Origin of the sequence: Cupriavidus taiwanensis (assembly GCF_900250075.1) — a bacterium.
GTDB lineage: Bacteria > Pseudomonadota > Gammaproteobacteria > Burkholderiales > Burkholderiaceae > Cupriavidus > Cupriavidus taiwanensis_C.
The window spans coordinates 478,764-501,752 of sequence record NZ_LT977071.1 but is presented as its reverse complement, the minus strand read 5'-3'; the positions used below and the strand labels follow the sequence as shown (position 1 = coordinate 501,752).

Annotated in this window: 20 protein-coding genes; 12 read left to right on the top strand and 8 right to left on the bottom strand. The window is 70.6% G+C overall.

Annotated features, from left to right (window positions below; genetic code table 11):
• Nucleotides 1-144: 144 nt before the first annotated feature.
• Nucleotides 145-1,101 carry an oxygenase MpaB family protein gene (locus CBM2588_RS18745; protein WP_115681923.1) on the bottom strand — a complete coding sequence of 319 codons (957 nt, stop codon included), beginning with the start codon at nt 1,099-1,101 and terminating at the stop codon, nt 145-147.
• Nucleotides 1,102-1,364: 263 nt separating this feature from the next.
• Here CBM2588_RS18745 and CBM2588_RS18740 point away from each other — a divergent pair, with 263 nt between their 5' ends.
• Nucleotides 1,365-1,589, top strand: a complete 225-nt coding sequence (locus CBM2588_RS18740; RefSeq protein ID WP_197717968.1) for a hypothetical protein — start codon at nt 1,365-1,367, stop codon at nt 1,587-1,589.
• A 328-nt stretch (nt 1,590-1,917) separates the two neighbouring features.
• Nucleotides 1,918-2,352 (top strand): BON domain-containing protein, encoded by a 435-nt coding sequence (locus CBM2588_RS18735; protein WP_115681922.1) that lies wholly within the window; start codon nt 1,918-1,920, stop codon nt 2,350-2,352.
• 122 nt (nt 2,353-2,474) lie between these two features.
• On the opposite strand, the gene CBM2588_RS18730 is transcribed toward CBM2588_RS18735, so the two are convergent.
• The 4 genes from CBM2588_RS18730 to ligD form a co-directional block, all read right to left on the bottom strand.
• Nucleotides 2,475-3,524, bottom strand: coding sequence for a non-homologous end joining protein Ku (locus CBM2588_RS18730; RefSeq protein ID WP_115681921.1), 1,050 nt, complete (start codon nt 3,522-3,524; stop codon nt 2,475-2,477).
• 216 nt (nt 3,525-3,740) lie between these two features.
• Nucleotides 3,741-5,777: a hybrid sensor histidine kinase/response regulator gene (locus CBM2588_RS18725; protein ID WP_115681920.1), complete on the bottom strand. Its 2,037-nt coding sequence runs from the start codon at nt 5,775-5,777 to the stop codon at nt 3,741-3,743.
• A 331-nt stretch (nt 5,778-6,108) separates the two neighbouring features.
• Complete coding sequence (locus tag CBM2588_RS18720) at nt 6,109-6,510, bottom strand: hypothetical protein (protein WP_115681919.1); 402 nt, start codon at nt 6,508-6,510, stop codon at nt 6,109-6,111.
• A gap of 127 nt (nt 6,511-6,637) precedes the next feature.
• Entirely contained in the window at nt 6,638-9,424 is a 2,787-nt protein-coding gene (ligD, locus tag CBM2588_RS18715; RefSeq protein WP_115681918.1) for a DNA ligase D, read from the bottom strand.
• Nucleotides 9,425-9,719: 295 nt separating this feature from the next.
• Here ligD and CBM2588_RS18710 point away from each other — a divergent pair, with 295 nt between their 5' ends.
• Together CBM2588_RS18710 and CBM2588_RS18705 are read left to right on the top strand one after the other, a co-directional pair.
• On the top strand, nt 9,720-10,724 hold the full coding sequence (locus tag CBM2588_RS18710) for an SDR family oxidoreductase (RefSeq protein WP_115681917.1): 1,005 nt from the start codon (nt 9,720-9,722) through the stop codon (nt 10,722-10,724).
• A gap of 218 nt (nt 10,725-10,942) precedes the next feature.
• Nucleotides 10,943-12,958 carry a PAS domain-containing hybrid sensor histidine kinase/response regulator gene (locus tag CBM2588_RS18705; RefSeq protein WP_115681916.1) on the top strand — a complete coding sequence of 672 codons (2,016 nt, stop codon included), beginning with the start codon at nt 10,943-10,945 and terminating at the stop codon, nt 12,956-12,958.
• Here the strand turns inward: CBM2588_RS18705 and CBM2588_RS18700 are convergent.
• Complete coding sequence (locus CBM2588_RS18700) at nt 12,943-14,001, bottom strand: sigma-54 interaction domain-containing protein (protein ID WP_115681915.1); 1,059 nt, start codon at nt 13,999-14,001, stop codon at nt 12,943-12,945. The two genes, CBM2588_RS18705 and CBM2588_RS18700, sit on opposite strands and share 16 nt — an antisense overlap.
• A 383-nt stretch (nt 14,002-14,384) precedes the next feature.
• On the opposite strand from CBM2588_RS18700, the gene CBM2588_RS18695 reads away from it, so the two are divergent.
• The 5 genes from CBM2588_RS18695 (at nt 14,385) to CBM2588_RS18675 (ending at nt 19,040) form a co-directional block, all read left to right on the top strand.
• Nucleotides 14,385-15,785, top strand: coding sequence for a sigma-54-dependent transcriptional regulator (locus CBM2588_RS18695; protein WP_092314495.1), 1,401 nt, complete (start codon nt 14,385-14,387; stop codon nt 15,783-15,785).
• A 159-nt stretch (nt 15,786-15,944) separates the two neighbouring features.
• Nucleotides 15,945-16,859 (top strand): sensor histidine kinase, encoded by a 915-nt coding sequence (locus CBM2588_RS18690; RefSeq protein WP_231942201.1) that lies wholly within the window; start codon nt 15,945-15,947, stop codon nt 16,857-16,859.
• Between the two features lie 217 nt (nt 16,860-17,076).
• The gene (locus CBM2588_RS18685; protein WP_115681913.1) at nt 17,077-17,820 is read left to right on the top strand and encodes a hypothetical protein; all 744 of its coding nucleotides are present in this window, start codon (nt 17,077-17,079) and stop codon (nt 17,818-17,820) included.
• Nucleotides 17,821-17,927: 107 nt separating this feature from the next.
• Nucleotides 17,928-18,518: a DUF6861 domain-containing protein gene (locus CBM2588_RS18680; protein ID WP_115681912.1), complete on the top strand. Its 591-nt coding sequence runs from the start codon at nt 17,928-17,930 to the stop codon at nt 18,516-18,518.
• A 60-nt stretch (nt 18,519-18,578) separates the two neighbouring features.
• On the top strand, nt 18,579-19,040 hold the full coding sequence (locus CBM2588_RS18675) for a PRC-barrel domain-containing protein (RefSeq protein WP_018005539.1): 462 nt from the start codon (nt 18,579-18,581) through the stop codon (nt 19,038-19,040).
• 84 nt (nt 19,041-19,124) lie between these two features.
• Here CBM2588_RS18675 and CBM2588_RS18670 read toward each other — a convergent pair whose 3' ends face one another.
• Complete coding sequence (locus CBM2588_RS18670) at nt 19,125-19,451, bottom strand: BON domain-containing protein (RefSeq protein WP_115681911.1); 327 nt, start codon at nt 19,449-19,451, stop codon at nt 19,125-19,127.
• A 23-nt stretch (nt 19,452-19,474) separates the two neighbouring features.
• Complete coding sequence (locus tag CBM2588_RS18665) at nt 19,475-19,942, bottom strand: CBS domain-containing protein (RefSeq protein WP_115681910.1); 468 nt, start codon at nt 19,940-19,942, stop codon at nt 19,475-19,477.
• Nucleotides 19,943-20,304: 362 nt separating this feature from the next.
• Here CBM2588_RS18665 and CBM2588_RS18660 point away from each other — a divergent pair, with 362 nt between their 5' ends.
• Genes CBM2588_RS18660 through CBM2588_RS18650 form a run of 3 tightly spaced genes read left to right on the top strand, consistent with a single transcriptional unit; the run spans nt 20,305 to nt 22,984 of the window.
• On the top strand, nt 20,305-20,874 hold the full coding sequence (locus CBM2588_RS18660) for a low affinity iron permease family protein (protein WP_115681909.1): 570 nt from the start codon (nt 20,305-20,307) through the stop codon (nt 20,872-20,874).
• 60 nt (nt 20,875-20,934) lie between these two features.
• Nucleotides 20,935-22,140 carry a DUF3182 family protein gene (locus tag CBM2588_RS18655; RefSeq protein WP_115681908.1) on the top strand — a complete coding sequence of 402 codons (1,206 nt, stop codon included), beginning with the start codon at nt 20,935-20,937 and terminating at the stop codon, nt 22,138-22,140.
• The gene (locus tag CBM2588_RS18650; RefSeq protein WP_115681907.1) at nt 22,127-22,984 is read left to right on the top strand and encodes an alpha/beta hydrolase family protein; all 858 of its coding nucleotides are present in this window, start codon (nt 22,127-22,129) and stop codon (nt 22,982-22,984) included. The genes CBM2588_RS18655 and CBM2588_RS18650 overlap by 14 nt, the downstream gene beginning before the upstream one ends.
• The last annotated feature ends 5 nt before the right edge of the window (nt 22,985-22,989 follow it).

The window sequence follows — 22,989 nt, the reverse complement described above, 5'->3', positions numbered from 1 at the left end:
CCGTTCGGAATGCCAAGCCACATTTAACGCCACTTCACCGGCGGGCGATCCCCTGAAATACGGGGCAATCTGGCGCTATTTCCGTTTTGCTCTCCGAAAGCGTTCGCTGATCGGCCCTGGTCGGCTGCAACGCACGTCGTACCCTCAACCCGTTTGAGCGTCCGCGCCGCGCGCCACGCGCCGCCGGGCCCGGGCCGCCAAGCCCGCGCCAAGCGCCCAGCGCAGTGCCGGTGCCAGCACGTGCATGCCTGCCAGCGCCGCGGAGCGGCGGATCGAAGGCCCGTCCAGGTTCAGCTGGCGGCGTGCCCACGGCGGCAGCAGCGCGATGCCGGCGTCGGTCATGATGCTCACCGCCGGCTGCAGCAAGGGATTGGCCACCGGCATCTTCCTGACCAGACGCACCACTTCGCGGGTACGCTCGCTGGCCATCAGCGCGGGCCGCATGGAGTCGAGATAGGCGTCCACTTCGGCGCGCGAGCGCGGCACCTCGGTCGCGCCGAGCAACTGCGCGATGCTGGCCACCTCGGCGTAATAGCGGTCCTGCTCGGCAGCGCCGAGCGGGCCGACATAGCGCAGGTAGCCCGCCAGGAAGCTCGAGACCTCGGCCACGTGCACCCAGGTCAGCAGCGCGGGGTCCGACGCCGCGTAGGGCCGTCCGTCCGGCGCGATGCCGGACACCCCGGTATGGATGCGCCGCACGCGTTCGATCAGCGCCATCGCGTCCGCGCGGCTGCCATAGGTGGTGCCGGCGATGAACTGCGCGGTGCGGCCCAGGCGCCCCTGCATGTCGGTGCGGAAGCTGGAATGGTCCCATACCCCGGCCAGCGCCAGCGGATGCAGCGTCTGCAGCAGCAGCGCGCTGACGCCGCCGGCCAGCATTGCCGGGAAATCCGCATGCACGCGCCAGCAGACCGCTTCCGGGCCGAACAGGCCGGGGTCGCCGGGCGGGTTGTCATAGTCCAGGCGCAGGCCGGAGTTGCTGCGGGTCAGCGCGCGCACGTGCGCACCTGCCTGCTCCCGCAGTCTCGCGGAGAGCTGATGCAGCGGGCCGCGGCGCTGCGGCGTGGCGCTGCCCGGGGCGGGGTCAGTGACGCTGGACAAGGCTGGAACTGCCTGGAAGGAAAAGGGATCGGGTCAGGGCCAGCATACACGCGATGGTGACGCGATGGTGACAGCATGCGCGCGCAGTGCGCCGCCGCGCCCGCCACCCGTAAAAAGGGCCGGAGCCCCGTTCAGGGTTCCGGCCTGCCAATCTCCGGCGTATGCCCCTGCGTCAGCACCGCATGTTGCTCACGCACATACCCGGATAGCTGCCTTGTTGTAGCGGCTGGGTGTTACTGCTGGCGTTGTCCGCCTTGTCCGCCTTGTCCACCCTGCTGACCACCCGTCTGCCCGCCCTGGCCGCTTTGCTGGCCGCCGCGCTGGCCGCTTTGCTGGCCAGGCTGCGAGCTGCCGCGGTCCTGCTGCTGCTGTTGGTCCTGCATGCGGTCCTTGTCACCCATCTGCCCGCCGCCTTGTTGTCCAGGTTGCTGCTGGCTGCCGCGTTGACCAGTTTGCGATTGTTCCTGCTGCTTCTGGCCCGATTGTGATTGGCCCGACTGCGATTGACCCGGCTGTTGCTGCTGTCCCATTGCTAGCTCCTTGACGCGGCGAACTGCCGCAGACCTTGCTTCGCAATCGCCATGCCAAGCACGACAGCGCCGCCATGCCGCCTGGGCCGGCGCGATGCGCGCGATGCGCCACGCGTGCGCCGCGGCGCTTTTACAACGCGTGGCCCGTTTTACATAGCATCCGGCGCGGCGGCTGTGGCACCGCCCGGCCCGCCATGGTGGGTATGGAGCTTGCTGAAAAATGCCTTGCCAGTGGCGCCGCGTGCCAGCCCGGCAGCGGCTTGCGCTGGACCGTCAAGGAGAAAGCATGCGATTTTCCCGAACCACCGCGCGCACCGTGCGCATGGCCTGCGTCGCGGCGCTGGCTTCTGCTGCCGGTAGTGCGCTGGCGCTCGACAAGAGCGCGCTGATCTTCGTTGCGGCCGACGAGGCACCGGTGGCGCCGGTCAACTCGGCACCGGGCATGCCCGGCCGGCCCGACCCGGACACCAGCGCTGTGACCGGGGTCGGCCAGGCCAGGCAAAGCATCGAGGACAGCGCCATCACCACGAAGATCAAGACCCGGCTGCTCGGCACCAAGGACCTCAAGTCCACCGGCATTCAGGTGAAGACGCAACAGGGGGCGGTGGAAGTCAGCGGCACCGTGCCGACCCAGCAGCAGCACGACCTGGCGTTGAAGACGATACGCAGCGTCGAGGGGGTGACGTCGGTGAATGACAACTTGAAGGTGTCGACGCGGTGAGGGGGGAGTCTTCTCGGCTGTAAGCGCAGCCGGTGGCATCCCAACGGCCCTCTCCCCCGTCCCGCGCGCGGGACAGGGGAGCACACAAGCCAGGACGTTTGAGTCCGTAGAAACGAAACGGATCAAGCGGCGCGCTTTCTGCCCGTCGTGCCGGCGCTTTTGCGCGCGGCCGGCGCGTGCGATGCGCTCTTGCCGGCGCGCTTGGTGCCGGCGCTCTTTGAACTCGAGCTGCGCGTGCGCTTGGCCGGCGTGGCGCTGGCGCGCTTCGCGGCGGGCTGCTTGCGCGCGGCGGCGTGCCGCGCGGGGGTCTTGCGGCGCGCCGGCTCGGCATCGGTTTCGGTTTCGGTCTCGTCTTCCTGCCTGCCCTTGCCGCGCTTGCCCAGGCTCTGGCGCAGCAGCGCCACCATGTCGATGACCTTGGCCCCCTGGCGCGGCGCTTCTTCCTCTTCCGCAGGCGGAGTCAGCTGGTGGGTCTTGCCGGATTCGATCTTTTGCTCGATGCGCGCCATCAGGTCGTCGCGGTAGGTGTCGCGGTATTGCTCGGGGGCCCAGTCCTCGGTCATGTCTTCGACCAGCTTGGCGGCCATCTCGATCTCGCGCCCGCGCGCGCCGGTGGCCTTGCCGCTGGGCGCCTTGGGCAGGCGCAGTTCCGAGATCGGCAGCACCTCGTCGGCGAAGCGCATGGTGTTCAGCACCAGCGCGTCGTCGTGCACCAGCATCGCCGCCAGGTGCTGGCGCGCGCGCAGCACCACCAGCGCCAGCGCGGCCTTGCCGGTGCGGCGCATGGTTTCGTGCAGCAGGGCATAGCCGCGCTCGCCGCGCTTGTCGGGCTCGAGGTAGTACGGGGTGTCGAAGTAGTACGGCGGAATGCTCTCGGCATCGACAAAGCTGACGATGTCCACGGTCTGCGTGGCCTCGACATTGGCCCGGCGGAAATCTTCGTCGTTGAGCAGCACGTATTCGTCCTTGGCGTACTGGTAGCCCTTGACGATATGCTCCTTGTCGACCGGCTTGCCGGTGCTCTTGTTGATGCGCTGGTAGCCCACCGGGGCCATGTCGCGCACGTCTAGCAGGTCCAGGTCCAGCGACTGGCTGCGCGACGCGGGGCGCAGCACGACGGGGATGTTGACGAGGCCGAAGGCAATGGCGCCTTTCCAGATGATGCGGGACACTTGATCGCTCCTTTGCCACGGGCGCCGGCGCGTTGCGGCGGCGGTGGCGGCATGTCGCCCGGAGGCGGGTCTTCCACGGGTTGGGGCGGGCCGGGCGGCGGCTCCGGCGGCGGGACTTCGGGCTCACGGGGCGGGATGTCGGGATCGGGCGTGGTATGCACGGATAGCTCCTGGTTGAATCCTCGGGTGAAGGCTCCGGCCGGCGCGGGCATGGCGCTAGGCGCGCTCCTGGTCGAGCTCATCGAGCAGCCGCGTCAGCGCGTCCAGGTCGGCGGGCTTGACCAGGTGCTGGTCGAATCCCGCGGCCAGTGCGCGGCGGCGGTCCTCGGGCTGGCCGAAGCCGGTCAGCGCGACCAGTTTGGCGCCGCGCAGCTCGGGCAGCGCGCGCAACCGGCGCACGGTTTCAAAGCCGTCCATGGCCGGCATGCCCAGGTCCAGCAGCACCAGGTCCGGGCGCGCGTCGCTGGCGCGCGCCAGCGCGCTGGGGCCGTCGGGCGCGGTCACCACGGTGTGCCCCATGGCCTGCAGCGCCATCGTCATGGCCTCGAGCGCGTCGACGTTGTCGTCCACCACCAGGATGCGGCGCGGCACGCTGCGCCGCGAGCCGGCCTTGCCGGAACCGGGATGCCAGTTCTGCCACGGCTCGACCGGCAGCGTCACGGTGAAGGTGCTGCCCTGGCCGGGGCCGGCGCTGAAGGCGCGGATGGTGCCGCCGTGCAGCTGCACCAGCTTTTGCACCAGTGTCAGGCCGATGCCCGGCCCGTCATGCGGGAAGGCGCTGTGCGGTGCCTCCGTGGGGGCGTCGTTCTCCCTGGCCGGGTCGGGCGGGGCCAGCGGATCGAACAGTTGCCGCTGCAGTGCTGCGGACAGGCCAGTGCCGTTGTCGCGCACGCGCACCGTGACTTGCCCGCCGGAGACCGCATCCGGCACGGTCTCTGGCGTGCTCTCGTCGAAGCCGGCTTCGACCGAGATCATGCCGCCGGCGGGGGTGTATGCGGCAGCGTTTTGCAGCAGGTTGCTGAAGATCTGCGTCAGGCGCACCAGGTCGCCGCGCACCGGCAGCGGCTGCTCCGGCAGCGACAAGCGCAGCGTGTGCCGGTAGGCGTCGAGCACCGGACGCACGGCTTCCACCGCGGTATTGAGCGCGGTGCGCAGCTCGACCAGGTCTTGCCGCAGCGTGATGCGGCCCTGGTTGAAGCGCGAGATATCGAGCAGCTCGTCGACCAGCCGGGTCAGGTGATGCACCTGCCGGCCGATGATGTCGCGCGCGCGGAACATGTCTTCGCGCGTGGGCGCGAGCTGCTGCAGCAGGTCTGCGGCGCTGCGCAGCGGTGCAAGCGGGTTGCGCAGTTCATGCGCCAGCATCGCCAGGAACTGGTCCTTGCGGCGTTCCTCGTCGCGCAAGGTGCGCCCGGCGCGGTTCTGCAGCGTCACGTCCTGGCAGATCCCGGCAATGCGCAGCGGCTGGCCGACGGCACCGGCCTGCGCGCTGTCGGGGTCGTCGGCGCCGCCACGGCTGCGCATGGGGAAGGCGCGCGCGCGGACTTCGCGCATCTCGCCGCCGGGCAAGGCCACCGCGAATTCGATGTCCATGCTGCCGTCGCGCAGCATGCTCTCCACGGCGGCCTCCACGCGCGCGCGGTCGGCCGGCGCGACGCGCTGCAGGCACAGGCGCGGGTCGTCCATCAGCTGCTCGGCCGAGTGGCCGCAGATCGTCGCCAGCGAGGAACTGGCGAACAGCAGCCGGCGCGTCGACGGATCGAGGATCCACACCACGTCGGCCAGCGATTCGGCGAGCTGGCGGAACATGTCTTCATGCTCGTGCAGGGCGCGCGAGGTGCGGTGGAAGGCGTCTTCTGCGCCGCGCAGGCGCAGCAGCGCCTGGATGCTGGACAGCACTTCCTCGGGTTCGGCGGGCTCGACCAGGTAGCCGTCGGCGCCACAGTTCAGCGCCTCCACCCGCTGCCGCGACTGGGCCAGCCCGGGCGAGGTCAGCAGCACCAGCGTGCGTGCGGTCTGCGGATCTTCTTTCAGCAGGCGGCACACTTCCAGGCCGCTGATATCGGGCAGCCGTGCCGACAGCAGCACCAGCGATGGCGCGTGCTGGCGCACCAGAGACAGCGCCGAATGGCCGGTGACCGCCTCGATCACGGAAAAGCCGCCGCGATGCAGGATGCGGCTCTTGACGTAGCGCGGTCCTTCGCGATCCTCGACGTTCAGGATCAGCGGGGCGCGGTTGGCTTGCGGCTTCATGACCGCACCCTGCGCGGCGCACCAGTGCGCACCCGCAATGACGGGCAGCGCCGCGCGACCGTGTCGTGTAAAACCGCGCTGGTCTGCACGCGCCGCGTGTAAGACTTACCGCGGTGGCCCGTACTGCCTTTGAAAATCCTGCAATCCCCCATCCCCCAGATCATCGCCGTCCCCCTTGTTGATCAACGTGGCCGCGGTGTTTTGCGCGGGCCGTTCCGCTTCGCAGTGGCAAGACGCGTGCCGGCTGGGCAACGTCGCGGACAGCGAGGAGGGCACGGCGCGGCATACCGCCGTCCGCACCGGCGTGACTGACCGGAGGGTGCCGTGCGGGCTAGCGGCGCGCCGCCTCGCCGCTGTGGGCCTCGGCGCTGGGCGAGGTGCCGCCTTGCGGGCCGGTGGAGCGCGGCGCTTCGGCAGCCTTCTGCGGGATCTTGCCCGGCTCGGTCCAGCCCTTGTAATCGGTGCCCTTGCCAAAGCGCGCGGCAATGCGGTCCTGCACCACGGCCAGCGCGTCGGCTTGCTGCTTGGCGGTTTCGGCTTCCTTGGCCTTCTTGGCTTCGGCGGCCTGCTGCTGTTCGGGCGTGGGCGGCGGCAGCTTGGCCTGCACCGGGGCTGCCGCGCAGGACAGCATGGCGCAGGACACCAGCAGCCGGCGCAGGCCGCGGCGGTTGCGCGGGGCCGCGCCGGTGCTGCCGGCGGCGCGCAGGTTCGCGAGAATCTTCAGTGGGGCCATGGTCTGTCTCCGTCGGATGTTGCCGTCCTGGCGTGATTCGCAACAGGGATATCGCCGGGACACGCTCGTCAACAAGGGGCAAGAAATGTGCCGCCGGCCACGGGCAACGACAGCCCCGGCACCGGGGCTATCCGGCGCGCGCCAGGCGTGCCGCGGCGCGCGTGATGGCCTGCCGGGTGCCGGCGTAGTCCGCCCACGGGTCGGCCGCCTCCAGCGCGTCCAGCCGGGCTTCGACATTGGCTACGGTCCACTGCGCGGCGCTGGTCAATATGTCCAGCTCCTCCCACGCCACCGGAATCGATACCCCCAGCCCGGGCCGCGCGCGTGCCGAGAATGCGGCCACCGTGGTGGCCCCCATGCCGTTGCGCAGGTAATCGATGAAAATCTTGCCGACCCGGTTGCGCGCGCCGCTCTTGGCGACGAAGCGCTGCGGCAGTGTCGCGGCCGCATGCAGCACCACGTCGCGCGCGAAATCCTTCAGCTCGTCCCAGCCCGCTCGCGGCGTGACCGGCACCACCACGTGCAGGCCCTTGCCGCCGCTGGTCTTGAGGAAGCTGGCCAGCCCCAGCTCGTCCAGCAGCGCCTTCATCAGCGCGGCCGCTTCCTGCACCTGCGTCCACGGCACGCCTTCGCCGGGGTCGAGGTCGAAGATGATGCGGTTGGGCCGGTCGATGCTGCGCTTGCTCGCGTTCCAGGTATGGAACTCCACCACGTTGAGCTGCGCCGCCGCCACCAGTGCCTCGGCCGAGGCGATCTCCAGCAGTGCCGGATGTCCCGGCCACAGGCCGGGGTCCAGCACGTTGAGGCCGTCCACGCGCAGCGTGTCGCTGTGGCGCTGGAAGAACTGCTCGCCGCCCACGCCGGACGGCGCGCGCACCATCGCGATCGGGCGTCCGCGCAGGTGCGGCAGCATCAGCGGCGCGGCGCGTTCGTAGTAGCGCACCAGTTCGCCCTTGGTCAGGCCCGACTCGGCGTCGATCACGCGCTCGGCGTGGCTGATCGAGACCTTGCCGCCCACCGCGGTCTGTCGCTTGGCCGCGGCCGCCTTTGGCCTGGACTCAGGCCTGCCTGCTGGCTTGTCCCGCGTCGTGGCTGCCGCCTTGCCTTTGCCAGCCGGCGCCGCCGGCTGCTCCACCGAGACCGCGCCGGCGGGCTTGTCGGTGCGCAGGCCATGGAATACCGCATGGCGCACCCGGCCTTCGCGGGTCCAGCTGCCGAACGAAACTTCGGCCACCAGCCTGGGCTTGACCCAATGTCCGCGTACGCCGGCCGGCAGCGTGTGGAACGGCGACGCATCGGCACGCAGCGCCTCGAGCTGCGCGCGCAGCTCGTCGAGCGTGCGGGTGTCGAAGCCCGTGCCGACATTGCCCGCATAGCGCAACCGTCCGCCGCTGTCGTGCACGCCCAGCAGCAGCGAGCCGATGCCGGTGCGGCTGCCCTTGGGATCGGTGAAGCCCGCCACCACGAATTCCTGGCGCAAGGTGCATTTGAGCTTGATCCACGTATTGCTGCGCGCGCTGACGTAGGCGGAGTCGGCGCGCTTGCCGATCACGCCTTCCAGCTTCATGCGGCACGCCGCGTCCAGCATGTCGCCGGGGCTGGCTTCGAAGTCTTCGCTGAACTGCAGGCGCGGCGAGACGTTGTGCCCGAAGATCCGGCGCAGCAGCGCGCGGCGCTCCACCAGCGGCACCTTGCGCAAGTCATGGCCGGCGAAGTAGGGCAGGTCGAAGACAAAGTACTGGATGGCTTCGACGCGCGAGGTATCGAAGGCATTCTGCAAGGCCTGGAAGTCGGTCTCGCCGTGCTTGCCGAGCACCACGATCTCGCCGTCGAGCCAGCCGTCGGGCAGGCCCAGCGCGCCGACATCGCGCGCCAGCGCGCGCAGCTTGCTGGTCCAGTCATGGCCCTGGCGCGTGAACAGCCGCACGTCCTTGCCGTCGACGCGCGCCAGCAGCCGGTAGCCGTCGAACTTGATCTCGTAGCGCCAGGCCGCGGCGTCGGGCGGCGGTTTCTCGACCAGCGTTGCCAGTTGCGGCGCCAGCGCCAGCGGCAGCGCCGCGCGCGTTGCGCCGGGCGGTGGCTTCAGCGCGCGCATGGCATCGTGCGCGGCCGGTGCAGCCGCTTCGGCCGCGGCGGCCTTGCCGGCGCCGGCGCGCCTGGCCGCGGGCTTGCGCTGGGTGCCGCCCAGCACGCTGTCGGGCAGGGCCTCGACCACGTCGAACTCCGACGCCGGCACCGCGGCGTCGTCGCGTTCCTTGATCAGCAGCCAGGCGTCCTGCTCCTTCTGCCGGCTGCCGTGCATGCGCACCAGGGTCCAGTGCCCGTGCAGCTTTTCGCCGCGCAGCTCGAACTTGAGCTTGCCGCTGCGATAGTCCGCCTCGGGATCGCCCACCGGGACCCAGGTGCCGCGGTCCCAGACGATCACCGTGCCGGCGCCATAGTGCCCGGCGGGAATCACGCCCTCGAAGCCGGCGTAGTCCATCGGATGGTCTTCCACATGGACCGCCATGCGCTTGTCGGCGGGGTCCAGGCTGGGCCCCTTGGGCACGGCCCAGCTCTTCAGCGTGCCGCCCAGCTCCAGACGGAAGTCGTAGTGCAGCCGCCGAGCCGCATGCTTCTGGATCACGAACGACAACGCCGCGGCACGCGGGCGCGGTGCGGCGCGCGCAGCGGCGCCGCTGGGCTCGGGCGTGGCGCCGAAGTCGCGCATGCGGAGGTATTTCTCGAGCGCCGCGGGCGTGTCTGGAGCCGGTGCCGCGCCGCGTGCCGCGGGGCGGGCGCTTGCGGTGCGCTTGGTGGCAGGCTTCGCCGAGGTCGTCCTGGCGGGCTTGCTGCCCGTCCTGGCGGCAGGCTTCGCCGCGCGCTTGCCAGCGGCGCGCGGCGCGCGCGAGTCCTGCGAAGGGGTCTTGGCCATGGCGGTCGCCGGTTGCATGGATGCATCCAGCTTAGGCAGCACATGGCCGCGCTGAAATCGGCGCCCGTCCTACATACCGCGCGCAGCGGCACGCAGCGGGCACGCAGCACCGGCACACCGCGTCATCGCGATGCGCCCCCGGCGCCATGTGGTTCTTACCAGGCGTTGTAAATCTGCCTTGGACGTCATGCCCCGCAGCCGCGGTCACGGCGGGCCCGCGACGGGAACGCTCCTTGCGACTTTCGACCGATACGCCCGGCGCAGGGCCGGGACTCCCCACTGGAGGAAGCGGCAGATGAAACCCACCTTGAAGAGAATCAGCTCGCAGGTCATTGTGCTGACCGGCGCCAGCAGCGGCGTTGGGCTGGTCACCGCGCGCAAGGCGGCGCAGCAGGGCGCACGCCTGGTGCTGGTGGCGCGCAGCGAGGGGTCGCTGCACCAGCTGGCGGAAGAACTGCGCGAGCAGGGCACCGAAGTGATCACCGTGGTCGCGGATGTCGGCCGGCACGATGAGGTCGGCAAGGTGGCGCATGCGGCGATCGAGCGCTTCGGCGGCTTCGACACCTGGATCAACAACGCCGGCGTGACCATCTTCGGACGCCATTGCGACGTGCCGCTGGAAGACCAGCGGCGGCTGTTCGACACCAACTACTGGGGCACCGTGCATGGCTCGCTGGCGGCCGCGGCGCACCTGCGCGAGCATGGCGGCGCCATCATCAACATGGGCAGCGAGGCCGCCGACGGCCCGATGCCGCTGCAGAGCGCCTACTCGGCCTCGCAGCATGCGATCAAGGGCTTCACCGATTCGCTGCGGCTGGAGCTGGAGCAGGAGCAGGCCCCGGTCAGCGTGACGCTGATCAAGCCCGCCGGCCTGGAAACCCCGCTGGCCATGCACGCCAAGAACTTCCTCGACGTCGAGCCGCGCCTGCCGCCGCCGCTGTACGACCCGGCCCTGGCCGCCGACGCGATCCTGTTCGCCGCGGAAAACCCGCGCCGCGAGCTGTTCGTCGGCGCCGCGGCCAAGGCCTTCTCGGCCGCCGCGTACCATGCGCCGCACACCTTCGACCGCTTCATGCGCCGCTTCATGGGCCGCGCCCAGCAGACCCGCCATCCGGCCGGCCCGCTCGAGGACAACGCGCTCTACGGCAGCGGCAGCGGCCTGCAGGAGCGCACTGGTACCCACGCCGCGCTGCATTCCTGCCCGTACACCACCACCGCGCGCTACCCCATGCTGACCACCGCACTGGTGGTCGGGGCCTCGGCCGCGGTCGCGGCCATGGTCCAGCTGCGCCGCCGCTAGCGCTCACCCGCGCGCGCCGCACGCCGCCCGGGAGGGCATGCGTGCGGCGCGGAGGCCGATTTCCTTCCTGCGGGCCGCGTGCTGCCATCTCGGGTGGCGCATGGGCCGCGAGCGCCTATCATTGACTGGAATGCCCGCGCTCGCGGGCATTTGGCGCTGTGCGGCGGCATGCCGGGCCGGCCAGGCCGCCATCGATCCAACCTCTACCCAAGGTCCCCATGTCCGGGCTGCAAGCGGCAACCGAAGTTCGCTCGACCTCCGTGGAAGGCTGCGGCGGGGTGCCGCCGGAGGGCGATGCTGCGCAACTGGCGCTAAGGTATCGGCGCCTGCTCGACGCGGTGCAGGACTGCGCGGTGTTCGAGCTCGACGCGCACGGCGTGATCGTGGCGTGGCCCGAACCGGCGCGCCGGCTGTTCGGCTACAGCGCCGCGGAGATCGCCGGCAGCCATCTGTCGCGGCTGCACTGTCCCGAGGACGTTGCCGCCGGCCTGCCGCAGCAATGGCTCGATGCGGCCGCGCAGGCCGGCCAGGCGCGCGACGAAGGCTGGCGTGTGCGCCGCGACGGCAGCCTGCTGCGCGCCAGCTGCGAGCTGCGGCGCATCGACGCGGCCGACCTGTCCGCCGCTGCACCGGGCGCTGCGGGAACCTCGGCCGACCTCGCATCGGGGGCGGGCTTTATCGTGTCGTGCCGCGACACCACGGTGCAGCAGGCCGCCGCCGACCACGCGCGCCTGGCCGCCGACAAGCTGCGCCTGCTGGCCGAGAACCTGCCCTGCACCGCGGTCTGCGAACTCTCGCTCGACGGCACCATCCGCAGCTGGAACGCGGGCGCGCGCGCGCTTGCCGGCCATACCGCCGAAGAGGCGGCTGGCCGGCCGCTGGCCTGGCTCTATACCCGCCAGGATGCCGCCGCGGGCCGCCCGCAGGCCGCGCTGGAGGCGGCACGGGCCTGCGGCCAATGGGCTGGCGAAGAACGGCTGGCGCGCAAGGACGGCTCGGTAATGCGCTGCGCCACGCGCATGGTGCTGGTGCGCGACGCGGCCGGTTGTCCCGAAGGCCTGCTGTGGACCGCGCGCGACCTCAGCGATGCGCTGCGGCTGGAAATGCTCGATGCCGGCAACCGCCGCCTGCAGTCCTTCCTCGCCATCCTCGCCCACGAGCTGCGCAACCCGCTGGCGCCGGTGCGCAATGCCGTCGAAGTGATCGCGCTGACCCCCGACACCGGGCCGCGCGTGCGCCGCTGCGCCGAGATCATCGACCGCCAGCTGCGCCAGGTGGAGCGGCTGGTCAACGACCTGCTGGACGTGGGCCGCGTGACTGCCGGCAAGCTCAAGATGGAGCTGACGCCGACGTCCTATAACGAGGTGGTTGCCACCAGCCTGGAAGCGATCCGTCCCACGCTGGAAGCGTCGGGCCAGCAACTCGTGGTGGCGCTGCCTGAGGTCTCGCCCTATGTGCGGGCCGATGCCGCGCGGCTCGGGCAGGTGCTGCTGAACCTGCTCAGCAACGCCGCCAAGTACACGCCGCGCGGGGGAACCGTCAGCGTGCTTGTCAGCGTGGAGGCCGAGCGCGTGATCACCGCGGTGTCGGATACCGGCCGCGGGCTGGAACGCGCGGCGCTGGACCGCATCTTCAACCTGTTCACGCAGGAAGGCGATGCCGGCAGCCGCAGCGGGCTGGGCATCGGCCTGGCGCTGGCCAAGGCCATCCTCGAAGCGCATGGCGGCGCGATCCAGGCCGACAGCGCGGGCGCGGGCAAGGGCAGCACCTTCACCGTGATCCTGCCGCGCGCCAGCGCGCGTCCGGCCGAGCCCGCCACGCTGGCGCCGGGCAGGGCGCCGCGCCGGCGCGTGCTGGTGGTCGATGACAATGCCGACTCCGCCGACAGCATGGCCGAACTGCTGACCCTGCTTGGCCACGAGGCCCAGGCGGTGCACAGCGGCCAGCAGGCGGTAGGCGTGGCCGCGGCGTTCCGGCCCGACTGCGTGCTGCTCGATTTGCAGATGCCCGACATGTCGGGCTATGAAGTCCTGGAAGCGCTGCGCGAGGACCTGCGCGGCCGCCCGGTGCGGTTCCTGGCGCTGTCGGGGCGCGGCACCGCCGAGGACCAGCGCCGCAGCCGGCAGGCCGGCTTCGATGCGCACCTGACCAAGCCGCTGTCGATCGAAGCCCTGTCGCGGGCCCTGGCCGAGCCGGTGCCGGCAAGACCCGCGGGGCCTCACAAGGAGCGGTAGGCGTCGAGCCGGTTGTAGAGCGTCTTCAGGCTGATGCCGAGGGCGCGCGCGGCCTGGCGCTTGTCGCCGTCGAAGCGCGCCAGCGTCGCCATGATGATCTCGCGCTGGGTGTCGGCCAGGGTGGTGCCGACGCGCACGTTGACCACGCCGTCGACGGTGGTCGGCCGCGGCGCCTGCGTGGCCAGGTTGGGGTTGCCGATCTCCACCACCTTGTCGGCGAGGATAAAGGCGCGGTAGACCGCGTTCTTCAGCTCGCGCACATTGCCGGGCCAGTCGTAGCGCACCAGGCGGTCCAGCGAGCCTGCCGAGAAGCTCTTGTCGGTGCGCTCCATGGCGTTGTACTCGGCCAGGAAGTGGCGTGCCAGCGGCACGATATCGTCGGGCCGCTCGCGCAGCGGCGGGATATGCAAAGGGAAGACCGCCAGCCGGTACAGCAGGTCCTCGCGCAGCTGGCCGCCGCGCACGGCTTCCACCGGGTCGCGGTTGGTGGCCGCGAGGATGCGCACGTCGGTGGCGATCAGCGTATCGCCGCCGACGCGGTGGAAGGTGCGGCCCTCCAGCACCCGCAGCAGCTTGATCTGCATCTCCAGCGGCATCTCGGTGACTTCGTCGAGAAACAGCGTGCCGCCCTGGGCCTGCTCGAAGTAGCCCGCCTTCTGCTCGATGGCGCCCGTAAAGCCGCCCTTTTCATGGCCGAACAGTTCGGATTCGATCAGCGTGGGCTGGATCGCGCCGCAGTTGACGGCAATGAAGGGGCCGTTGCGGCGGGCGCTGCGCTCATGCACCGCGCGCGCCACCACTTCCTTGCCCGAGCCGCTTTCCCCCACGGCCAGCATGGTGACATCGGTGGGCGCCACGCGCTCGATCTGCGCCAGCAGGCGTTGCATTGCGGGCGCGGTACTTTCCCACAGTAGCGACACCTGCGACGGCACGGCGCGTCGCGGCGCGGGTTCGCTGGCCGGCGCGGTGCCGGCGCCGTGGCTGGCGCCGTGGCTGGAAGAGGCGGCGTTGCTGCGCCGCGAAGTGCTGGCGGTCACTGGCACGGGTTGCTGGCCCGAAATCGGCCGATCGAGGGTTGCAGGTGGCGGGTTGCCGGGAGAAGTTCCTATGCTAGCCTTTGGCGTGGGGGCTTGCCATAGCGGCGCGCGCCTGCGCGGCAAGTTCCGACAGCTGTGTCAGACGGACACCGGCAACGACCGTGCCTGCCCGGGCTTAGACTGGCATTACGCAGTGTGGACCCGCCCCCGCGGACCAGAATCCGCAGTCAGGGCCGTGCCCTCCTCTGCCTGCCAAGGCTGCCGTACGCGCCACGCATGAGGCGCGCCGGCGGATTTCCGCTGACCCGGTGCCGGTCGGCGTTGCGGTTGCGGAAGGCAGCGCCCGGGGCTTTGCCTTGAGTTTCCATTAGGTCTCACTGACGGATCGTATGCCCCACATCCTGATTGTCGATGACGACGAAAACGCATGCGCCGCCCTGGCCGAGATCGTAGCCATGGAAGGCTTCACCTCGGCCACCGCCGGAACGCTGCGTGAAGCGCGGCTGCAGATCGGCTGGCGCATGCCGGAAGCCATCGTGGCCGACCTGCGCCTGCCCGACGGCAACGGCATGGAACTGTTCGAGGAGGTCGGCGCTTCCGGCGTCGAGGTGATCCTGACCACCGGCTACGCCAGCGTGGAAAGCGCGGTGGAAGCGCTGCGCGCCGGCGCCACCGATTACCTGGTCAAGCCCATCAACGTCGCGCGCCTGCAGACCGTGCTCAAGCGCCTGGCCACCACCGGCGAGTTGCGCGCCGAGATCCATTCGCTGCGTGGCGAATTGCGCCGCTACGGCCGCTTCGGGCGCCTGATGGGCAGCTCCGAGGTGATGCAGGCGGTCTACGACCAGCTCGCGCGCGTGGCGCCCACCGAGGCTACCGTGCTGCTGATCGGCGAAAGCGGCACCGGCAAGGAGCTCGCCGCGCAGACCGTGCACGAGCTGTCGGCGCGGCGGCGCCAGCCGTTCCTGGCGGTCAACTGCGGCGCGATCTCGCCCACGCTGATCGAAAGCGAGATGTTCGGCCACGAGCGCGGCAGCTTTACCGGGGCGGATCGCCAGCACAAGGGCTATTTCGAGCGCGCCGACGGCGGCACGCTGTTCCTGGACGAAATCACCGAGATGCCCGCCGAGTTGCAGGTCAAGCTGCTGCGGGTGCTCGAGACCGGCACCTTCATGCGGGTCGGCACCAATCGCGAATGCCATGCCGACGTACGCGTGCTGGCGGCCACCAACCGCAACCCCGAGGAAGCGGTCGCCGACGGCAAGCTGCGCGCCGACCTGTTCCACCGGCTCAATGTCTTCCCGGTGGAGCTGCCGCCGCTGCGCGCGCGCGGCGACGACGTCATCCAGATCGCCAACATGATGCTGGACCAGCTCAATGCCGAACAGGGCCTGCAGCGCCGCTTCGCGCCCAATGTGCTCGACAGTCTGCGCCTGCACGCGTGGCCCGGCAACGTGCGCGAGCTGCGCAACTTCGTGCAGCGCGCCTTCATCATGGCTGACGACGACCTCATCACCGAAGCCCAGGTGCCGCTGCAGGTCGCAGCCACGCAGGCGCCGGGCGCGGCGGTGGTGTCGGTGCCGGTGGGGATGTCGCTGGCCGATGCCGACCGCCAGCTGATCTTCGCCACGCTGGAGCAGTGCGCGGGGGTCAAGAAGCACGCGGCGGAAATCCTCGGCATCAGCCTGAAGACTTTGTACAACCGGCTGGAAGATTATGCCGCCCGTGGCGAATTGCCAGAGTGGTTGCGGGCCTCGCGCAATGACTCGGGTCCGTCCGCAACCGGATAACGGCGTGCGCCATCGCTTGGGACCACGGGGATGGCGGGTACGCGCGGCGGCCCCGGTGGCGGCATGGGCGCGTGGAGCACGTTTCTTGCTTCCGAGCAGGGCAATGTCTCCGGCCGATCCGGCCTGCCATGTCTACGGGCCGTTGCGGCCGATCCGCACATGACGCAGCTATCTCCGCCGTCCGGCTTGCCGGGCAATTCCGAGCCAGATTCCGCGCGGCCGTCCGACGCGCAGGCGCCGAACGCGCGGGCCGCGGCCGGCAACGGCAGCGTCCAGCCGGTGCGCAGCGTGCAGGAGGTCGGCACGCTGATCGAGCAATCCGCGCATGACCTGCGCTCGTCGCTGAACGCCATCCAGAGCTGGGCCTACGTGCTGGACCGCGCCTTCGATACCACGCCGGCGCCGGCGCAGCGCGCGCTCGACGGCATCCGCTCGGGCATGCAGCAGCAGCTGGCACTGATCGAGGAAATGGAAGAGGGGGTGCGGCTGCTGGCCGACGACACCCCGCCCCGCTGGCAGCAGCTGGACCTGCGCACGCTGGCGCTGCAGGCCATTGCCGACCGCCGCCATGCGGCCGAGGCGCGCGGCGTGCTGCTGTCGCCGCTGAGCGCGGACGGCTCCGCGATCTGGTCGGAGGCTGCGCTCCCCTCCGGGCCGGGCGCAGCCGCGGACGCGGCGGATGCCGCCGCCTACCGGATCGACGGGGACGCCATGCGGCTGGGGCCGTTGCTGCGGCACCTGCTGGTGCACTGCATCTGGCGCGCCCCCACCGGCGGCGCGGTCAGCATGCACCTGTTCAGCGAGCCCGATTACGTCAAGCTGCGCATTACCGAAAGCCCGCCGCTGGATTCGCAGCGCAGCGCCAGCCGGCTGGCGGCGCTTACCGACTTCTTCGGCCGCCGTCCGCCGCAGGGCGGCGAGCCACCGTCCCGGCAAAGCAGCGCACTGCTGCTGACGCGGCGCATGGTGGAAATGCACGGTGCCGTGCTGAGCGCTGAGAGTGACGGCTGCGACAGCGACAAGGTCAGCGTCTGCATCGCGGTCCGGTTCCCGCGCCATATGCGCCAGGCCTGAACGCGGCTCCGCCGCCGATATCGATGTAGTTTTTACCCGCCCGGCGCCAACGCTACGCGTACCACTTGCCCGCGGCGCCATCGCGCGGTGGCCGCGCGCCACGGTATGGCTGCGTTCACACGCGCGCCGCAGCGCCTGCCTGCGTGCAAGGCCGCTGACAAATTTCTGGCCCGCCCCTTGCATGGATCAAGCACCCTAAACCAAGGAGGGAACAACCATGCCCAACGCCAGCCGCAAGTCCGCCCAGGCCGAGCAGGTTGCACAGAAGCCGTCCCGGGCGAAGTCCGCGACCGCCACGCGGTCCGCGCAGTCCACCAGGGTCACGCCATCGGCGCGTGCCGGCAGCGCGCCGGCCACCCGCAGCAGCGGGCCGTCCGCGGGCAAGGGCGCAGCCGGCAAGCCGGCCGCGGGCACCCGGCCGCGCGGCAAGGAAGCCAAGACCTACCAGGCCGCCGTCGACGATTCGCTCGAGATGACCTTCCCGGCCAGCGATCCGATCTCGCCCAGCGCTGCCATGCACGCCGAGAAGAAGACGCAGACCGCGCGCGACGACGTCGACTGGAAGCTCAGGGAAGGCAGCCAGGAGCAGCCGGTAGGCGCGAAGCCGGCCGGCCAGCGCAAGGGCGCAGCCGCGGAGCCTGGGCGCTCGGGCAAGCCTGCTGCAAAGACGGGGGCGAAGGCGAGCGCGAAGGCGGGTTCGAAGGCGAGCGACATGCCGGCCGCCAAGCCGCCGACCCGGACAGCTGCCAAATCCACGGCCAGGTCCGCAATGACCGGGTCCGCCGCGACCAGGTCGGCGACGGCCAAGCCTGCCGCCAAGTCCGCTGCGAAGCCTGCTGCGAAGCCCGCTACCAAGCGCGCAGCCAAGCCTGCCGCAAAGACCGGCGCAGCGGCCGGGGGCAAGGCCGGGGCCAGGACTGCGGCCAAGTCCGCCAAGCCGGGCAAGTCGGCCAAGCGCTGAGGAGCGTGCCTGCCCCCTTTAGTCCACCTTGAGTCCAAGCGCCGCGGCGTGGCTGCCACCCGCACCGCCGCGGTTCCGAACACATCGATGAACGAAAAGGAGCCACCATGTCCGCCATCATCGCTGGCCGCTTCGACAGCTTCGCCACCGCCGAGACCACCGCAAGCCGGCTGCGCGCGCAGGGGTTTGCCGACCAGGACCTGAACCTGTTCTACGTGAACCCGCCCGGGCAGCACGCCGCCTATGCCATCGGCGGCGACCACGCCGCGGACGCCGGCGCGCGCAAGGCGGGCGTGGGCGCCATCAGCGGGGTGCTGATCGGCGCCGCCGTGGGCGCCGCGGTTGGTGCGGCGCTGGTCGCCGCGCTGGGCGCGACGCCACCGCTGTCGATCCTGGTGCTGGTATTCGCGGTCGGGCTGGGTGCCTACCTGGGCTCGCTCGCGGGTGCGCTGGCACTGGCGCGCCATGCCGGACGCAATCCGCGCACCGGCCAGCCGCCGGTGCGCAATGCCGGGGTCGTGCTGGCGGCGCACCTGACCAGCACGGACACCGCCGCGGCGGACACGGTCGCGACCGTGTTGCGCCAGGGCGGCGCCAAGGATGTCGAGCGCGCCGACGGCGAGTGGGTCGATGGCCGCTGGGCCGACTTCGATCCGCTGGTACCGCCGGTGCCGGCCGACACGCGCGCACGCCGCTAGCGCATCGTCGCTACGCATTTCGCCCCAACCCGCTACCCGAGCAGCCAAACGGAGGTATCCATGAATCCAGTCCAACCTGAAACGCCCGGCGCCGAACATCCGCACGGCGCCTCGATCGTCGGCGGCATCGACCGCAATTCCCCGGGACCCGGCCCGTTCGTGATGGCGGCCGACACGCTCGAGGGCAACAAGGTGGTTGACCCGGCCGGCGACGATATCGGCACCATCGACCACATCATGATCGACGTGCTCGGCGGCCGCGTCGCCTATGCCGTGCTGGCCATGGGCGGCTTCCTCGGCATCGGCGAAAAGCTGTTCGCGCTGCCGTGGTCCGCGCTGACGCTGGACACGCGGCGCAAGTGCTTCGTGCTCGGCGTCGAGAAGGACCGGCTCAAGGCCGCGCCAGGCTTCGACAAGGACCACTGGCCGACCATGGCCGATTCGCAATGGGCCACCAGCATCCACCAGTACTACGGCATCTCGCCGTACTGGGAAGCCGACCGCTATGACCCCTGGGGTTGATCGCAACTCATCGGGTCATTAGCACCTCGTAAACGCCAGGGCGCCGGAGCAAACCTCCGGCGCCTTGTGGTTTAGCGTTGTCGTTCAGACCTTGTGGTTCACCTGCCCGGCCGGCTTGTCGGCCGGGTCGGCGTGCCTGCCGCTACCGGCGGGCTGTCCCTGCGGCTCGGGCGCGGGCGGCTGCCGCGTCGACAGCGCGTTATGCACGCCCAGCACGCCGGGACTGACCGCCGCGGCCTTTTCCACGCGCTGCGCGGTGTCTACGTCTTCCACGCAGCCGCGCACGGTCACGCGCCGGTCGGCCACCTCGAGCGTCACGCCGTCGGGAAAGCGGCCATCGAAGGCTGCGGCAATCTGGGCGCGTACGGCCACGCGCAGGGCTTCGTCATCGGCGGAAGGGGTTGCGCTCATCGCGGCTCCTGGTCGATGCGGCTTCAGCGCGCGGGCGCCGAAGGCGTGGAGATCGACGCCAGCGCCTCGCCGGCATCGCGCGTATCGGCACTCTTGCTGGCGAGGTCGCCCAGCGACACGATGCCCACCAGGGCATGGTCGTGATCGAGCACCGGCAGGCGCCGCACCTGCGCGGCTTCCATCTTGTGCTGCGCGTCTTCGAGCGATTCGTCTTCGAGGCACCATTGCACTTGCGGCGACATCGCATCGGCCACGCGCGTGGCCTGCGGCGGCTGGCCGCCGGCGGTGGCGCGCACGGTGATGTCGCGGTCGGTCAGCATCCCGACCAGGCGCCGGCCGTCGCAGACCGGCAGCGAGCCGACATGCAGGTCCGCCATCAGCTGCGCGGCATGCTGGATGGTTTCATCGGGGGTGATATAGGCCGGCTGGCGCGTCATGATGTCGACGACGCGGCGCGGCGCGCGGGGTTGCGTGGCAGGGGACTGGAACATGGCTGGCTCCGTTTGCTTGGGACCGACACCGCGTGCGGATCGGGCCCTGGTCAACAGGGCGGCGTTCCGGCAATCCGGCAACCACCGGCGCACGGGAGTCGCCGCTTCGTCACGGAATGCGGCGCAAGAAGCGTTCCCGTCGCCCACGTACGCCCCGCACGCATGAACGCGGTCACGCTGCCGGCAAGATTTATCACCCGATGTAGAAACGAAAGGTGTAGGGCGGGGCAAGTGCTGCGCCCGTTGTAGGACTGCGCCCGCTGCACATTGGCGATGCGCTCCATACAATGAAATCAGCATGCCGCCCAGGTCATCGCCAGTCCCGGCGGCCAATCCGGCAACTTATCCGTGGGAGTGCAACGATGCGCAAATCCAGCCCCATCCTGCCCGGCGTTGGCCATCGGCCCGGCGCCGGCAAACGTGCCACCGTGCTGCACCTGTTCGACCGCTTTGCCGGCGGCGCCACGCGCCATGCCGGGTCGCCGACCGCCTTCGTGCTGGCGGTCGGCGTGGTGGTGGCGTGGGCGCTCACCGGCCCGATGTTCGGGTACTCCGAAACCTGGCAGCTGGTCATCAATACCGGCACCACCATCGTCACCTTCCTGATGGTGTTCCTGATCCAGCAGAGCCAGAACAAGGACGCCGTGGCGGTCCACCTGAAGCTCAACGAACTGCTGGCCTCGCACCGCGAGGCCAGCAACATGCTGGTGTCGATCGAAGACCTGGATGAAGACGAACTGCGCCAGCTGGTCAGCTTCTACCGCCAGCTGGCCGAGCTGGCCGACCAGGAAGACGGCATCAAGACCAGCCATTCGCTCGACGAGGCGCGCGAGAACCACGCCGCCAAGCGTCACGCGCGGGCCGCGCGCGGGCATCCGCCCGCCGCGACCGCCGGCGGCACACCCGCAACCCCCGCCTCGGCAGCCTCCTAGCTTGCCGGCCAGCGGCCCCTTGCGCAGGATCCATGCGACCAACCGAAACAGGAGCAGGCCGTGACCGCATCCAGTAACGCAAGCAAGCGAAAACCGGTGCTGCCGGCTGCGGGTCCGGCAGCCGCGCAGCAGAGCAGCCGCCCGGTGATGGCCTACGGCTGCGACACCCTGGACCGGGCCGACAGCCACCATGGCATGACCCTTGCCAATATTGCCCGCAAGGTGGCCCGGATTGCCGGCCAGCCGTTCGCCGGCGGCTACGCCGGGCCAGCGGCGGGACGGCCCGCGCCGTACCTGGTGCCGGCGCAGACGCTGGTCGGCCACGAACTGGCGGCAAGCCTGGGCGTGCAGGGCGAGGGTGATCTCTTCGGTGGCGTGGTGCCATATGCGTTCGTCGCCACCAAGGCGATCACGCACGGCCTGGTCGAGCCCGGTGCCGCGGCGCCACGGGGCTGGTCCGAGGCCTTCGTGCGGCGCGTGGTGGGCGCCACGCTGCCGGGCTTTACCGCGTTCAGCCTCGGCGATGCGCGCATCGCGGCGCTGCGCCTGCTGACGCTGGGGCCGGTGCGGCTGAAGGATACCGGCGGTGTCGGCGGGCTGGGCCAGCGCGTGGTCGACGGCGAAGCTGCGCTGGAGGAAGCGCTGGCCGCGCTTGCCCCGGAGCAGGTCGAGCGCGACGGCCTGGTGGTGGAGCGCGACCTGCGCGCGCCGCAGACCTTCAGCGTCGGCAAGGTGGTGCTGGCGGGACTGGAGGCGAGCTATTGCGGCACGCAGGGGCTGACCGAGAACAACCGCGGCCAGAAGGTCTACGGCGGCTCGACCCTGACCATGGTGCGCGGCGGCTTTGACGCGCTGCTGCAGCAGCCGTTCGACGCCCGCATCCTCGCCGCGGTGCGCGCGGCGATGGTGTACCACGAGGCCGCGCTGGCCTGCTATGGCGAGGGCGGCGGCATGGTGCTGTCGCGCTGCAACTACGACGTCGCCTTCGGCGCGCCGGCCGGCGGCGCCAATGGCGGGCAGATGCTCGGTGGCGTGCTCGAGCAGTCCTGGCGCGTCGGCGGTGCCACCGGTGCCGAACTGGCAGCGCTGGCGGCGTTGCGCGACGACCCGGGGCGCACGCGCGTGGTGGCGTCGACGCGCGAGGTCTACGGCAACGACGTGCGCGTGCCGGATGACGCCGAGATCTACTACCAGGGCGAAGACCGCCATGTCGGCCCCCTGACCAAGTACGCACGACTGGAGTTCGAATCCGATGGCAACGCATGAAGAACTGCTGCAGATCGAAAGCGAAGGCGGCACCATTGCCGGTACCCTGATCAGCCCGGAGACCAAATTGCCGGGTGTGTTGTTCGTGCACGGCTGGGGCGGCAGCCAGCAGCAATACCTGGCGCGCGCGCGCAAGGTGACGGGGCTGGGCTGCGTCTGCCTGACCTTCGACCTGACCGGCCATGCCGGCACGCGCGCGCAATACGAGACCGTCAGCCGCACGCGCAACCTTGCCGACGTGGTGGCGGCCTACGATGTGCTGGTGCGCCAGCCGGAGGTTGACCGCAACGCGATCGCGGTGGTGGGCAGCAGCTATGGCGGCTACCTGGCGGCGCTGCTCAGCAGCCTGCGCCAGGTGCGCTGGCTGGCGTTCCGGGCCCCGGCGCTGTACATGGACACGGGCTGGGACCTGCCCAAGCGCCAGCTGCACCGCGAGCAGGACCTGGTGACCTACCGGCGCAGCATGGTGCCGCCCGCCAGCAATCGCGCGCTGCGCGCCTGCACCGCGTTTACCGGCGACGTGCTGGTGATCGAATCCGAGCACGACCAGATCGTGCCCCATGCCGTGGTGATGAGCTATGTCGATTCCTGCATCCATGCCAACTCGCTCACCTACCGCGTGATCAAGGGCGCTGACCATGGCCTGAGCGACGAGGAATTCCAGCGCACCTACAGCAGCATGCTGGTCAACTGGCTGCGTGAAATGGTCACCGTGGCCCGCGCCGGCCCGGTCACCGCCGAGCGCGCGGTGCCACCGGCGCCGCCAAAGCCCGCGCCGCCCTCGCCCGACGCCGGGCTCGAAACCCCGCAGCCCGAGTCGGCCAGCGCGCCGGGCGCCGCCTGAGCTCG